The organism is Chryseobacterium sp. L12 (assembly GCF_056133985.1).
Genome location: NZ_JBVYOF010000008.1, coordinates 44,898 through 58,823, shown reverse-complemented (window position 1 = coordinate 58,823; position 13,926 = coordinate 44,898). Strand labels below are relative to the sequence as shown.

Annotated in this window: 12 protein-coding genes; 4 read left to right on the top strand and 8 right to left on the bottom strand. The window is 35.8% G+C overall.

The window, feature by feature from the left end; genetic code table 11:
* Positions 1-195: 195 nt before the first annotated feature.
* Positions 196-2,247 carry a M13 family metallopeptidase gene (locus AC0NBN_RS05200; RefSeq protein ID WP_143884435.1) on the top strand — a complete coding sequence of 684 codons (2,052 nt, stop codon included), beginning with the start codon at positions 196-198 and terminating at the stop codon, positions 2,245-2,247.
* 72 nt (positions 2,248-2,319) lie between these two features.
* Here the strand turns inward: AC0NBN_RS05200 and AC0NBN_RS05195 are convergent, their stop codons facing one another.
* The 3 genes from AC0NBN_RS05195 to yidD form a co-directional block, all read right to left on the bottom strand.
* A complete protein-coding gene (locus AC0NBN_RS05195; protein ID WP_160811991.1) occupies positions 2,320-2,883 on the bottom strand; it encodes a DUF4256 domain-containing protein in 564 nt (187 codons plus the stop codon).
* 177 nt (positions 2,884-3,060) lie between these two features.
* On the bottom strand, positions 3,061-3,906 hold the full coding sequence (gene lgt / locus AC0NBN_RS05190) for a prolipoprotein diacylglyceryl transferase (RefSeq protein WP_160812028.1): 846 nt from the start codon (positions 3,904-3,906) through the stop codon (positions 3,061-3,063).
* A 424-nt stretch (positions 3,907-4,330) separates the two neighbouring features.
* Entirely contained in the window at positions 4,331-4,561 is a 231-nt protein-coding gene (gene yidD / locus AC0NBN_RS05185) for a membrane protein insertion efficiency factor YidD (protein ID WP_228400581.1), read from the bottom strand.
* Between the two features lie 176 nt (positions 4,562-4,737).
* Here yidD and AC0NBN_RS05180 point away from each other — a divergent pair, with 176 nt between their 5' ends.
* A complete protein-coding gene (locus AC0NBN_RS05180) occupies positions 4,738-6,015 on the top strand; it encodes a replication-associated recombination protein A (protein WP_160811990.1) in 1,278 nt (425 codons plus the stop codon).
* A gap of 68 nt (positions 6,016-6,083) precedes the next feature.
* Here AC0NBN_RS05180 and AC0NBN_RS05175 read toward each other — a convergent pair whose 3' ends face one another.
* A complete protein-coding gene (locus tag AC0NBN_RS05175; RefSeq protein WP_160811989.1) occupies positions 6,084-6,977 on the bottom strand; it encodes an SMP-30/gluconolactonase/LRE family protein in 894 nt (297 codons plus the stop codon).
* 82 nt (positions 6,978-7,059) lie between these two features.
* Here AC0NBN_RS05175 and AC0NBN_RS05170 point away from each other — a divergent pair, with 82 nt between their 5' ends.
* Together AC0NBN_RS05170 and AC0NBN_RS05165 are read left to right on the top strand one after the other, a co-directional pair.
* The gene (locus AC0NBN_RS05170) at positions 7,060-7,404 is read left to right on the top strand and encodes a MerR family transcriptional regulator (RefSeq protein ID WP_143884430.1); all 345 of its coding nucleotides are present in this window, start codon (positions 7,060-7,062) and stop codon (positions 7,402-7,404) included.
* A 96-nt stretch (positions 7,405-7,500) separates the two neighbouring features.
* On the top strand, positions 7,501-8,796 hold the full coding sequence (locus AC0NBN_RS05165) for a helix-hairpin-helix domain-containing protein (protein WP_160811988.1): 1,296 nt from the start codon (positions 7,501-7,503) through the stop codon (positions 8,794-8,796).
* Positions 8,797-8,872: 76 nt separating this feature from the next.
* Here AC0NBN_RS05165 and AC0NBN_RS05160 read toward each other — a convergent pair whose 3' ends face one another.
* From AC0NBN_RS05160 to trpB, 4 genes are all read right to left on the bottom strand, one after another.
* Positions 8,873-10,996 (bottom strand): type IA DNA topoisomerase, encoded by a 2,124-nt coding sequence (locus AC0NBN_RS05160; RefSeq protein WP_160811987.1) that lies wholly within the window; start codon positions 10,994-10,996, stop codon positions 8,873-8,875.
* 96 nt (positions 10,997-11,092) lie between these two features.
* The gene (gene lipB, locus AC0NBN_RS05155; protein ID WP_143884427.1) at positions 11,093-11,827 is read right to left on the bottom strand and encodes a lipoyl(octanoyl) transferase LipB; all 735 of its coding nucleotides are present in this window, start codon (positions 11,825-11,827) and stop codon (positions 11,093-11,095) included.
* A gap of 32 nt (positions 11,828-11,859) precedes the next feature.
* A complete protein-coding gene (gene trpA / locus AC0NBN_RS05150; protein WP_160811986.1) occupies positions 11,860-12,594 on the bottom strand; it encodes a tryptophan synthase subunit alpha in 735 nt (244 codons plus the stop codon).
* Between the two features lie 86 nt (positions 12,595-12,680).
* Positions 12,681-13,859, bottom strand: coding sequence for a tryptophan synthase subunit beta (trpB, locus tag AC0NBN_RS05145; RefSeq protein WP_160811985.1), 1,179 nt, complete (start codon positions 13,857-13,859; stop codon positions 12,681-12,683).
* Between the last annotated feature and the right edge of the window lie 67 nt (positions 13,860-13,926).

The following is a 13,926-nucleotide window of genomic DNA, read 5'->3' as shown; positions in this document are numbered from 1 at the left end:
TGGTTTATCTATTCAAATTAATTTAATTTTGAGTAACAAATAATTAAAAAAAGATACTTATCTCAAAATAACAGAACATATCGTTACTAAAAACAATCTGTTGTTTTAAACACAAACTCCGATGAAAAATAATGCGGCTCAGGCAGAAACACCTTAAGCATGTATTTAATTTAAAAAAAACAATAAAATCTACATATGAAAAAGCTAACATTTTCCTTGTTTTTATTAGCCGGGGTTTGTTCACAGACAACACTTACTGCTCAGACAAAATCAAGTCAGACAGTACAGAAAGATTATGGTTTAGATATTAGCCTGATGGATAAATCAGTACGTCCGCAGGATGATTTCTATAATTACGTAAGCGGAAGCTGGATGAAAACAGCTCAAATTCCTTCAGATAAACCAACTTGGGGAAGTTTCAACAAATTGGCGGAGGACACCGACAATAATTCCATGACAATTTTAAATTCTCTTCTGAAGGATAAATTTGCTGAAGGCAGCGAAGGAAAAAAAATTCAGGATCTGTACGCAACGTACATGAATATGGATAAGAGAAATGCTGACGGAATTAAGCCAATCCAGGAAAACATCAAAAAAATTGATGCAATTAAAAATCTTACAGATTTACAAAATTATTTAACTTCAGTAACGAAAGACGGTGAAAATAATTTCTACGCATGGGGAGTCTATGCAGATCTTAAGGATTCTAATATGAATGCGGTTTATCTGGGCGATGCTACTTTGGGAATGGGAAGAGACTATTACCAGAAACAAGATGCCAAAAATACAGAAGCTCTTGCAGAATACGAGAAATATGTAGCTTCCATGCTTGCAGAGCTAGGTTACAAAAACTCTGCTGAAGCAGCAAAAGGAATCATCAACTACGAAAAAAATATTGCAAAGCACCTGCTTACCAATGAGCAGAGCCGGGATAATACATTACAGTACAATCCGAAGACAATGGCTGAGCTTTCAGGTTTGGTAAAAAATATAGACCTTACTTCATATTTGAAGAAAGTAGGGGTAAATACCAACAGAGTAATCATTGGTGAATTGGATTATTATAAAAACTTTGACCAGTTGGTGAATGTAAAAAATCTTCCTGTAATCAAAGATTATCTTAAGTTTCACATGATCAACGGAAGTGCTTCGTATCTGAGCGAAGACTTAGGAAACAAAAAATTTAACTTTTATGGTAAATATTTAAGAGGACAGCAGGAACAGAGAGCTTTGAACAAAAGAGGGTATGAGTTGATCAACGGATCTTTGGGTGAAGCTTTCGGGAAACTCTACGTAGAAAAATATTTTCCGGCAGAGGCAAAAGCCCAAATGGTTGAGCTGATAGATTATCTAAAGAAAAGTTTTGCTGTTCATATCAATAATTTGGCTTGGATGTCTCCTGTAACTAAGGAAAAAGCAATGGCAAAACTGAATAAATTTACCGTTAAAGTAGCATATCCTGATACATGGAAAGATTATTCTAAATTAAAAATCGTTCCTGAATCTAAAGGTGGAAACCTTTATGCTAACCTTCAGAATATTGCTGAATGGCAGTATAACAAAGAACTTGAGAAAGTAGGAAAACCGGTAGATAAAACAGAGTGGGGAATGACTCCGCAGACGGTGAACGCTTATTATAATCCTGTATATAACGAGATCGTTTTCCCTGCTGCAATTCTTCAGCCTCCGTTTTTTAATCCTAAAGCTGATGCTGCGGTGAATTTCGGTGCTATCGGAGCAGTAATAGGTCATGAAATGAGCCACGGATTTGATGATTCTGGTGCGCAGTTTGATGCAGACGGTAATCTTGTGGATTGGTGGACTCCTGAAGACAAAGCTAATTTTGAGAAAGCAACCAAAGCTTTGGCAGCTCAGTATGATAAATATGAACCTGTAAAAGGAACTTTTGTGAATGGTACTTTTACCAATGGTGAAAATATTGCTGATTTGGGTGGAGTAAGCATTGCTTATGATGCATTACAAATGTATCTTAAAGATAAAGGGAATCCGGGGAACATCAGCGGATATACTCAGGATCAAAGATTTTTCCTTAGCTGGGCAACAGTATGGAGAACTTTATCAAGCGAAAAGTATATGGTGAATCAGGTAAAAACAGATCCGCATTCTCCTGGATATTTCAGAAGTTTCGGACCTCTTATCAATGTAGATGCTTTTTACAAAGCTTTTGATGTAAAACCGGGTGATAAATTGTATAAAAAACCTGAAGAAAGAATTAAAATCTGGTAGATTTTTGATTATAAATGAAACCGCTGTTGATCAGCGGTTTTTTTGTGTCTGTAAGTTACGGTATTGTTGAAATTAAACAATTAAACACCCTCTAAAGGCTCTTGCAGCATAGTAGGAAGAAGCTCCGTTATGATAAGTAAAAACGGCATCATAGCGACGGTCACAAAATAAGGCACCGCCCAGATTTCTGATCTTGACCGGTGTTTTTATCCAGCTTGATGTCTTAAGGTCAAATTCTCCCAAAGTTTGAAGAAAACGATATTGTTCTTCATTCAGAATCTCTATTTCCATGTCTGAAGCAGACTCAATTGCTGAATTTTGAGGTTTATTTTCCTTTCTTGAGTCCAGAGCTTCACGGTCATAGCAAAAACTTCTCCTTCCTTTAGGACTTTCAGCAGAGCAATCGAAAAAAGTATACTCATTGGTATTTTCATCAACACTTACCACATCAGGTTCACCTCCGGAAATTTCCATTTGGTAAAGAGACCAAAGTTTTGAAGGATTGTCATTTAATTTTTCCTCAATTTTTGTCCAGTCCATATTAAGATGACGATTTTTGTGCAGATCAAATCTTTTTTTCAAAATATTCAAAATTTCAAAAGTCTGTTGTTCTGAGAGTGATTTTTGTGAAGCCATATAATGAAGTTTTAGGAGTTTTAAAATTAATAAAATTTTAAATGTCATTTAAGTAATTTCCGCAAAAACAGAGATTAGAAATGTACCGTAGATTCACTTTTGTTCAGCATAATAATCACTAAGTTTTACAAAAAAACCGTCTTGTGAGAAGACGGTTTGTATAATTGATATTTTAACTTAAAAAGTTTTATCGGCTTCAGGAGCAATTTTATTGTTCTTTGAGTAGATCATGATCAATAAACCTGCAATCATAAAAGGAATAGATAAAACCTGACCTGTATTGAGTCCCGCAATAGAAATAAATTCTTTTCCCTGTGGCTCTTTCAAAAATTCCACAAAAAATCTGATGGCCCAAAGTATGATAAAAAACAATCCGAATAACCAGCCCTGCTGATATTTTTTATCAGTTTTTCTGTACAGAAACCACAAAAGAACAAACAATAATACATATCCTGTCGCTTCAAAAAGCTGACCCGGAAATCTTGGAACAGTAATTCCGTATTCGTCGCTCATCTGTGGAAAAAGAATTGCAAATGGTGAATTGGAATCTGCCGGTTTTCCCACAATTTCTGAATTGAAAAAGTTTCCTAAACGTACAAAAGCACCACCCAGAGCAACTACAATTCCTAATCGGTCATAAACCCAAAACGGATTTTTCTTAATTATTTTAAATGAATAATATAATGTTGTAAATATTAAGGCAATGGTTGCTCCATGACTTGCAAGTCCTGAAAATCCTGTAAACTCCAGTTCTGGTTTTGTTCTGATCGGCAAAAACACACTTAAAAAATCATCTTTGAAGAGTTCTGGCTGATAAAAGATCACGTGTCCCAATCTCGCTCCCAAAATTGTTCCGAGCAAAGTCCATGTAAAAAGAGGATCAAGATATTTTTGATTAACATGGTCAATGTCAAATATTTTCTTCATCAGTATATATCCGAATCCGAATGCAAAAACAAACATCAGACTGTAATAATGCAGCGTAACCGGACCTAAATGAATACCTACGGAAGGATCCCAGATTTTATACGCTGTATCAAGCGAAACCTGATCTTCTTCTTTCAGTGGCTGCTTGATTTTAGTGATATATTTGAAATCTGCTTTATTTTCTGTCGGCTTAAAATCTTCATTTAAAAACTGATAGCCATTCTGCTTCAGAACTGCAAAAGAATTGTCATAAAAAGCTCCCCATCCGCCTTTAGATTCAAGATTGGCAGTATTGACTATAATTAAGTTGTTGGAAGTATTTTTTCCGGCAAACTCAGCAAAAGTCTGCGCATCTGTGGTAGAAAAAACTTTAACGGGAACTGCCTGATTATTGACTACCAGATTGGCATCAGAAACACCATCAGGATAATTTTGAGCAAATATATTCTGCACAAAAAATGCAAAAATCAAAAGATAAATTCGAAAGAATAAATTATTCATTATGAAATTTTTTAGCTTATTATTTTTTAGGCGGAACAGGATCATAACCGCTTCCTCCCCACGGATGACATTTTGAAATTCTTTTCACACCAAGCCAGAATCCTTTAAAAATGCCGTGAATCTGTAAAGATTCTACCATATAATGTGAGCATGTAGGCTCGTAGCGGCAGTTTTTCGGAAGTAAAGGCGAAATAAACCATTGGTAAAATCTGATGAGAATTACCAGCGGAAACGTGATGATTTTATTCAATGTTAATTTCAAAACATTGCAAAAATAGCGTAAAAAATTGAAAATTAGTTTAAATTTGTTGTAAGTTTCAGTGCTGAAATAAGGCTTTGGTCGTGTAAAACAATATGTTGGTCGATTATAAACTTTGTATACAAAATCAGCGGAATTTTTCTCAAATTTATTTTAAATCAATCACATTGGCTCAAAATATTCCATTAGCAGAACGGTTAAGACCTAAAACTTTAGATGAAGTTTTAGGACAGGAACATCTTACCGGCGAAAAAGGCACGATAAGAAAAATGCTGGAGAATGACACCTTAAACTCCCTTATTCTTTGGGGACCGCCGGGAACAGGTAAAACAACTCTAGCAGAAATTATTTCAGAAAAATCCGGACGAAAATTTTTCAAACTTTCTGCGGTTTCCTCTGGAGTGAAAGATGTTCGCGATGTAATAGAAGATGCCAAAAAGCAGAACCTTTTCTCAGGAAAATCTCCAATTTTATTCATTGACGAAATTCACCGGTTCAATAAATCTCAGCAGGATTCGCTGCTTCATGCGGTAGAAAAAGGGTGGGTGGTTTTAATAGGTGCAACAACAGAAAATCCTAGTTTTGAGGTAGTTTCCGCACTGCTTTCCAGAAGTCAGGTGTATATTCTGAAAGCTTTAAGCTACGAGAAATTGGAAGAGCTTATTGAAATTGCTGTTAAAAGATTCAATAAGGATGCAAATTCAGATTTTATCATCAAACAAAAAGAAGCATTCATTCAATATTCCGGAGGTGACGGCAGAAAACTGATTAATTCTGTTGAATTGGTTCTGAACCAGTTTAAAAATTCAGGTAAGCACGAGATTGACAATGACGATGTGATGTCGGTTTTACAGGAAACAATGGCGCTTTATGACAAAAATGGTGAACAGCATTATGATATTATTTCGGCATTCATAAAATCTATGCGCGGAAGTGATCCAAACGGAGCGGTATACTGGCTTGCCAGAATGATTGCAGGTGGTGAAGATATTAAATTTATTGCCCGGCGAATGCTGATTTTAGCTTCAGAAGATATTGGTCTTGCCAATCCGAATGCATTGGTTATTGCAAACAACTGTTTTCAGGCAATCAATGTGATAGGAAATCCTGAAGCAAGAATTTTACTGAGCGAAACGGCAATTTATCTGGCAGTTTCCCCGAAGAGCAATTCTGCCTATGCAGCAATTAACGAAGCCTTAGCTTTCGTGAAAAAAACGGGAAATCTGCCTGTACCGCTGCATTTGAGAAATGCTCCAACCAAACTGATGAAGGATCTGGATTATGGAAAAGAATACAAATATGCTCATTCATTTGAAGGAAATTTTATAGATCAGGATTTTTTACCCGAAGAAATAAAAGATGTGAAATTTTATGAACCCGGAAATAATGCTACTGAAAAAAAGATTGGGGACGAACTTAAAAAGAAGTGGAGCAATAAATATTAAAAAAGGGAATCATCAATACTGATCATTCCCTGAATTTTCTCTGTAAGTTTTTACGATCATCAGTAATTTTAATGTAAACCACTGGTTTTTGTAGGTAAAGTATAGACAGATTTTGAAGCTGTAATAAATAAAATATTATTTTTTTCTCCTCCGAAGGTAACGTTTCCCGTCCAGTCTTCAGGAATTTTGATATGATGAATTTTTTCACCCTTATTATTAAAAACAGTAACGCCGTCTCCCGTAATATAAAGATTTTCTTCCTGATCAAGTGTCATTCCGTCTGAGCCCATTTCGCAGAATAGTTTTTTTTCAGACAGCCGTCCTTCTCCCAAAATATCATATACGTACGTTTTGCCGCCATCAATATCGGAAACATACAGTTTTTTTAATTTCTTACTTCCAATAATTCCGTTAGGCTGAACAAAAGTCTCAATTTTTGATATTTTACCGTTTTTATTTCTGTAATAAAGATTTTTCTCTGGAATTTCTACTTTGAAATTTTTCCAGTAATCTCTTTCGTATAACGGGTCTGTAAAATAAATTCCGCCAAAATCATCCAGCCACAAATCGTTTGGTCCATTCAGTCTTTTTCCTTCAAAACCTTTAGAAAGAACTTCTACAGATTTGTCTTTACTGATTTTCCATATTTCACCTTCATTGTCTGAGCAGGTAATCAGATGGTCATTCTCGTCAAAAAAAGTTCCGTTGGCACGACCAGTCTTGTCCGAAAAAAGTTCAATCTTATTGGTTTTCCAGTCCCAAAAGTAAATTTTGTCATTAGGCTGATCGGTAAAGTAAACATTTCCTGATTTATCGGCAGCAGGACCTTCTGTAAAACTGAACTGATCTGAAATTAATTTTGGCTCGGTGTTTTCTTCAAACATATTTTTATATTTTGTTGATTGGCAACTGAATAATACCAAAATTAAACCAACAATACCCAAAACTTTCTCCTTTTTCATGTTTTAATTTTAAAGATTACAATGTACGATTTGTAGTGTAGTTTCAAAAATATTTATCTTTGAATTTTCAGGATTCAACGTAATGAAGATAAATTTACCCGACAAACTGTATTATTCGATAGGAGAAGTTGCTAAAGCATTCGATGTAAATGCTTCATTGATAAGATATTGGGAGCAGGAATTTCCCATTATTAAGCCTAAGAAAAATAAAAAAGGAAACCGCTATTTTACTCCGGAAGACATCAAAAATCTTAAAATCATTTATCATTTGGTAAAAGAAAAAGGTTACACATTGGATGGAGCCAAAATCGCATTGACTACCAACAGTAAAATTTCTGAAACAGTCACTATTATTGACAGACTGGAGTTTGTAAAAGCTGAACTTTTGAAACTGAAAGATTCTTTGGCAGAAAAAAATGAGGAATAAGAATTTAACAACTGCTTTTCTGTTAGGTTAAAAATAATATTCAATATTTTCGGCATAAAAAATAATTCTTATCTTTAGTTTATTAAAACATAAAAGATGAGGAAAAATTATTATCAGAAAATGGCTGTGCTTGGAGTTGTGCTCCTGACTTTACTTGCTTTCAAAAAATATTCAGCAACAAAGAAAGAAAAATTTCCTGAAATTACCTTTGTTACGGAAAATTCGTCTTCTAAAATCTTTTCAGCCTTCAATCCAAACGATTTAGATGAAAATCAGTGGCAGAAGCTTGGCTTTTCCGAAAAACAAACTAAAACTATTTTAAAGTATAAAGAAATTGTCGGCGGTAATTTTATTTCCAAAGCGCAGTTCAAAAAGTGTTTTGCCGTTTCAGCGGAAAAATACAATGAGCTTGAACCGTTTTTGCTGCTTCCTGAAAACAGCTCTGAATCTAGATCTAACTATCATTCTGAAAATTTTAAGAAAAAATCTTTGATCATTAATGGTAAATTTAATCCTGATCATTTCACTAAAAGCGATTGGCAGACAATGGGTTTTTCAGAAAAGCAATCTGCAGCTATTTTAAAGTACAGAGATTATCTGGGTGGAAGTTTTATAAGCAAAGAAAAATTCAGAGAATGTTTTATTATCAGCGATGAAAACTACCAAAAGCTGGAACCTTATATTATTCTGCCTGCTAAAACTCCTGCAAATTTTAAATCGTTTGCCACACCATCTAAGTCACCAATTAAACTTACAGCTTTTGATCCGAATGAGTTAGATAAAAAAGGCTGGGAAAATCTTGGATTTTCTGAAAAACAGGCTAATGTGATTGTAAATTATCGTGACAGAAATCTAAAAGGCAGTTTTAAAACTCTGGACGATCTTAAAAACTGTTTCGTAATTTCTCAGGAAAAATTTGAAAGCTTAAAACCATTTATTAAGCTTGATCCTTCAACAGCTGCAAAAAATTCTGAGCAGAAAAAAGCAGAAATAAAACAGGAAAAAACAGATTTCACAAAAACTGAACTGAATTCGATAACTTTTAAACAGCTTTTGGAATTTGGACTGGATGAGAAAAGTGCAGGTTCTATGATCGGTTTTCGCAAAAAGCTTGGCGGATTCATGACCAAAGAACAGATTCTTGAAACGTATAATATAGATAAAGAATTGGTTCAGAAACTTTTAAATATTGCTCCGCTTGATAATTCTAAAGTAGAGAGATATACTTTGGTTGATGCTCCTGAAGACTGGCTGAAAAATCATCCTTATTTTAAATATTCTGCGGATAAAATCATGTACTACAGAATCAGCTATCCTGATGATAAAAAGATTTGGAAATTATTGAAAACCAAACCGGAATATGAGGCAAGAATGAAACTTTATTTGAAATAATTTTTCGGGAATTGAAGTCTTACAGAATGTGGGATATTAATTAGATCACTAAATAAGCATCCCGCATTCTGTTACCTTAAACTAAAACCGCTGAAAATTCGGAAGATAAAGAAATAATTCCTTCTGTTATATTTTCAGGATGTGAACTAAAACCTTTCAGTTTGGAGGTTTTTCCTTTTAAAATAAGATCCATCAATTGTTTTTCGGAAAGTTTTTTACCAAATATTTCAAACGGAATTTTAAACCCACAGTTTTTAAAATCCGAACATCCGATAGCGGTTTTACCTTTCATCAAATGATGATCTTTACATTTCGGACATTTTGTTTCTTCCCATGCAGGCAAATCTTTTTTTACAGCCGGTTCTCTCTTTTTCTTTTCTTTGGTTTCGGATTTTTCTTCTTCCAATGTGATGATTTTTCCTTTTCCGTCGACTACTTTTTTGGTAAGATTGGTGACCATTTGGATCAGCTCTTCTTTAAACTGGTTGGCTTCATATTCACCGCTTTCAATTTTTCGGAGCTTAAGTTCCCATTCTCCTGTTAGTTCAGGACTTTTCAGCAGTTCGTCTTCAATCGTATCAATCAGCTGAATTCCTGTTGGTGTTGCGATGAGGTTTTTTCTTTTCTTTTCAATATATTTTCTTTTGAAAAGTGTTTCGATAATGTTAGCTCGGGTAGATGGTCTTCCGATCCCGTTATTTTTCAGCATTTCACGAAGTTCATCATCATCTACCTGTTTTCCTGCGGTTTCCATAGCACGAAGAAGGGTTGCTTCTGTATAAGGTTTTGGTGGTGAAGTTTTTCCCTGATGTATCATAGGATCATGCGGTCCGGTTTCTCCGGCAACAAACTCAGGAATAGTCTGTTCCTCATCCTTGTCTTTTTCTTTATCAGAAGGCTCTTCTTTGGGTTCTTTGGAGTAAACAATTCTCCATCCGGGTTCCAGAATCTGCTTTCCGCTGGTTTTGAAAGGTATTGTTCCTACTTTTGCTTCTACCAGAGTATTGGAGATTTTACATTCAGGATAAAAGACCGAGATAAAACGTTTGGCTATTAAATCATAAATCAGTTTTTCTTCCCGGGTTAAATTTTGCGAAGGCGGAACTTCTGTCGGAATAATTGCATGGTGATCAGTCACTTTTGTGTCATCAAAAACAGCTTTCGACTTAGGAATTGGTTCCTGAAGTAGGGGAGTAATCAGATCCTGATAAAACTTCATGCTTCGCAGAATTCCTTCAATTTTCGGATATAAACTTTCAGCAAGATAAGTGGTATCAACACGAGGATAGGTTACGTGCTTTTTCTCGTAGAGACTTTGGATATAATTAAGGGTATTTTCCGCAGAATAGCCATACTTTTTATTGGCTTCCACCTGGAGCCCGGTCAGATCAAAAAGTCTCGGATTTTTTTCTTTACCTTCTTTAATTTCAAAAGAAACAATTTCAAATAGATTTTGTTTTAAATAATCCAGACCTTTTTCGGCACGGTCTAAAGTTTTGAGGCGGTCTATAGCGGCATTGAAAATTACATCCCTGTATTTGGTTTTCAGTTCCCAGTATTCTTCTATGGTAAAAGCATCAATTTCTTTCTGGCGCTGTACCAGCATTGCCAAAGTAGGAGTCTGAACCCTTCCGATTGAAAGAACTGCTTTATTTCCGCCGAATTTTTTGGTGAAAAGACGGGTTGCATTGATGCCCAGAAGCCAGTCTCCAATGGCCCTTGCATTTCCTGCAAGATATAGATTTTTATAATCTTCAGCAGGTTTAAGATTGGCGAAACCCTCTTTAATAGCTTCTTCCGTTAATGAAGAAATCCATAAACGACGGATCGGCTTATTGCATTTTGCTTTCTGCAAAACCCACCGCTGAATCAGTTCTCCTTCTTGTCCGGCATCCCCGCAATTAATGACCTCTTCACAGTTTTCTACCAGTTTTTCAATGACTTTAAACTGATTTTCCACTCCTTTATTTGGTATTAGTTTAATTCCAAACTGATGAGGAATAATGGGAAGCAGAAAAAGATTCCACGATTTGTACTGCGGACCATAATCGTGAGGTTCTTTCAGCGTACAAAGATGTCCGAAAGTCCATGTCACACAATAGCCGTTTCCTTCCATATAACCTTGTTTAGGCATTGTTGCGCCCAAAACTTTAGCAATATCTCTGGCAACACTTGGTTTTTCGGCAATACAAAGTTTCATGAATATTCAAATTATGGAAAGGGTTGCAAAAGTCGGTAAAAAAAATTAATGCTGATTTTTGATTATAAGAAATAAATTAATAAGGAGTATAAAGAATTACATGGCTTTGATCATCAATTCTGCTTCAAAAACATCAGCAAAATGTTTTTTGATTTTAGCTTTTATGCCTTCCATTTCTTCAGAGGTCAGTTCTCTTTCAAGTTCTCTTTTCAAAGAAGTTACCTGTTTGTCTTTTATTCCGCACGGAATGATATATTCAAAATAGCGCATATCAGTATTCACATTGAGTGCAAAACCATGTAAGGTTACCCATCTTGACGCTTTTACACCCATTGCACAGATTTTTCTGGCATAAGGCTTTCCAACATCCAGCCAGACACCGGTTTCCCCTTCAGAACGCTCACCTTTCAGTCCGAATTCAGCAATGGTTCTTATAATTACTTCTTCCAGATTACGCATATACTTATGAATATCGGTAAAGAAGTTTTCCAGGTCGAGAATAGGATACCCGACAATCTGCCCAAAACCATGATAAGTAATATCTCCGCCACGGTTTACCTTTACAAAAGTGGCTTCAATCTCTTTTAATTTATCAATTCCTGCAAGCATATTCTCCTCATGTCCGCTTTTGCCTAAAGTATAGACATGCGGATGTTCTACCAAAAGGAAATGGTTGGGCGTTGTGATGTGCTGTTCTTCCGGAAGATCACGGTTTTTGATTTTCAGATCAATAATATTTTTCATCAGAGACTCCTGATAATTCCAGGATTCCTGATAGTCTTTGGTTCCCAAATCTTCAAATTCTACAACTTTATTCTGATGTGTATTCATTATATATTTTAATGAAACAAATTTAGTGATTTTTATGCTTTTACAGAATGAATGAAATTGGCAGCTTCATTTTCCCAATTTTTATTTTCCAGCAAAATCTTTACAAAAGCGGTTCCGATAATTCCACCTTGCGCTTTTTCCGTCACGTTTTCAAAATCCGGCTTATTCTTGATTCCAAAACCAATGAAAACAGGATTTTTTAATTCTAATGAAGCTAATCTGTCAAGGTAATTTTCATTTTTCAAAACAGCATTCTCGTTACCTGTAGTAGAAGATGAACTTACTGCATATAAAAAGCCTGAACTTAGGGAATCAAGATATTTTATGCGCTCTTCCGGCGTTTCCGGTGTCACGAGAAAAGTGAAGTTTAGATTATATTTTTTAAGAATTTCCCCATATTTATTTTCAAATTCAATCGGAGGTAAATCAGGAATAATCAATCCCGAAATTCCTACTTCCGAACATTTCTGACAAAAATTCTTAAAACCAAACTGAAGAACAGGATTCAGATAACCCATTAATATCTTCGGAATAGTGACAGATTCTTTGATCTCAGCTAATTGTTCAAAAAGTTTTTTGATAGACATTCCGTTTTTCAAAGCCAGAGAATGCGCATCCTGAATTACAGGTCCATCTGCAACCGGATCAGAATACGGAATTCCGATTTCCATCATATCCGCACCCGAATCTTGGATTAATCTGGAGATCTTGCCTGTATCTTCCAGCTTTGGAATGCCGGCTGTGAAATATATGTTTAGTTTTTTCATTTTGTTTAATGTATTAAAGTATTCACGTAAAATGTATTAACGATTGAGAATCATAAATACATTAATACGTTTTACATTTTACAGATTTAAAGATGTTTCAAATAAGTTTCCATATCCTTATCGCCACGTCCGCTGAGACAAATCACAACTACATCATCTTTCGCAAATTTCTTCTTATCTAAAACAGCCAAAGCGTGAGCACTTTCCAAAGCAGGAATAATGCCTTCGATTTTGGTAAGCTCAAAAGCCGATTTCAAAGCTTCGTCATCATTGATGCTGAAAAATTCTGCTCGATTTGAACTGAAAAGATTGGCGTGCATCGGTCCGATTCCAGGATAATCCAAACCGGCTGAAATCGAATGTGGTTCAATAACCTGTCCGTCTTTGGTCTGCATCACCAGACTTTGGCTTCCGTGCAAGATACCGATAGTCCCAAGAAAAGTCGTTGCCGCCGATTTACCGGAACTCACACCAAATCCGCCAGCTTCAGCGGCTATTATTTTAACATTTTCATCGTTTACAAAATGATAAAAAGTTCCTGCTGCATTACTTCCACCGCCAACGCAGGCAATCACATAATCCGGATTTTCCCTGCCGATTTTTTCATTTAATTGTTCTTTGATTTCTCTTGAAATTACTGATTGAAATCTCGCCACCAGATCCGGAAAAGGATGCGGACCAACCACACTTCCGATGATGTAATGTGTTGTAGAAGGATTATTGATCCAGTCTCGCAAAGCTTCATTCACAGCGTCTTTTAAGGTTTTTGAACCCGATGTTGCCGGAACAACTTTGGCGCCCAACATTTTCATTCGGGCAACATTGGGTGCTTGTCTCTGGATGTCGATTTCACCCATGTAAACGATGCATTCCAAACCAAGCAATGCACAAGCTGTAGCCGTTGCAACGCCGTGTTGTCCGGCTCCTGTTTCTGCAATAATTCTGTGTTTTCCTAATTTTTTTGCGAGCAACGCCTGCCCCAAAGCGTTGTTGATCTTATGCGCTCCGGTGTGATTCAGATCTTCTCTTTTCAGATAAATCTGTGTCTGGTATTTGTCGCTCAGGTTTTTAGCGAAATAGAGTGGAGTAGCACGTCCTACATAATCTTTCTGCAAATTCTGAAATTCCTGCCGGAATTCTTCGGATTCGATGATCTGGATGTATTTTTCCTGTAATTCGGCAACATTCGGATACAGCATTTCGGGAACGAAAGCACCGCCGAATTCTCCGTAGTAACCGTTTTTATCTGGGTTTTGAAAGTTCATAATTTTAATTAATATTTTTAGGAAGTCCCAAAGGGACAATTTAATAAAGAATAGGATACAATCCGAT

What these genes read in the sequence shown, in the direction of transcription:
- AC0NBN_RS05200 (WP_143884435.1), top strand. Translation starts at nt 196, where the DNA reads ATGAAAAAGCTAACATTTTCCTTGTTTTTATTAGCCGGGGTTTGTTCA.
- AC0NBN_RS05195 (WP_160811991.1), bottom strand. Translation starts at nt 2,883, where the DNA reads ATGGCTTCACAAAAATCACTCTCAGAACAACAGACTTTTGAAATTTTG.
- AC0NBN_RS05175 (WP_160811989.1), bottom strand. Translation starts at nt 6,977, where the DNA reads ATGAAAAAGGAGAAAGTTTTGGGTATTGTTGGTTTAATTTTGGTATTA.
- AC0NBN_RS05170 (WP_143884430.1), top strand. Translation starts at nt 7,060, where the DNA reads ATGAAGATAAATTTACCCGACAAACTGTATTATTCGATAGGAGAAGTT.
- AC0NBN_RS05165 (WP_160811988.1), top strand. Translation starts at nt 7,501, where the DNA reads ATGAGGAAAAATTATTATCAGAAAATGGCTGTGCTTGGAGTTGTGCTC.
- AC0NBN_RS05160 (WP_160811987.1), bottom strand. Translation starts at nt 10,996, where the DNA reads ATGAAACTTTGTATTGCCGAAAAACCAAGTGTTGCCAGAGATATTGCT.
- lipB (WP_143884427.1), bottom strand. Translation starts at nt 11,827, where the DNA reads ATGAATACACATCAGAATAAAGTTGTAGAATTTGAAGATTTGGGAACC.
- trpA (WP_160811986.1), bottom strand. Translation starts at nt 12,594, where the DNA reads ATGAAAAAACTAAACATATATTTCACAGCCGGCATTCCAAAGCTGGAA.
- trpB (WP_160811985.1), bottom strand. Translation starts at nt 13,859, where the DNA reads ATGAACTTTCAAAACCCAGATAAAAACGGTTACTACGGAGAATTCGGC.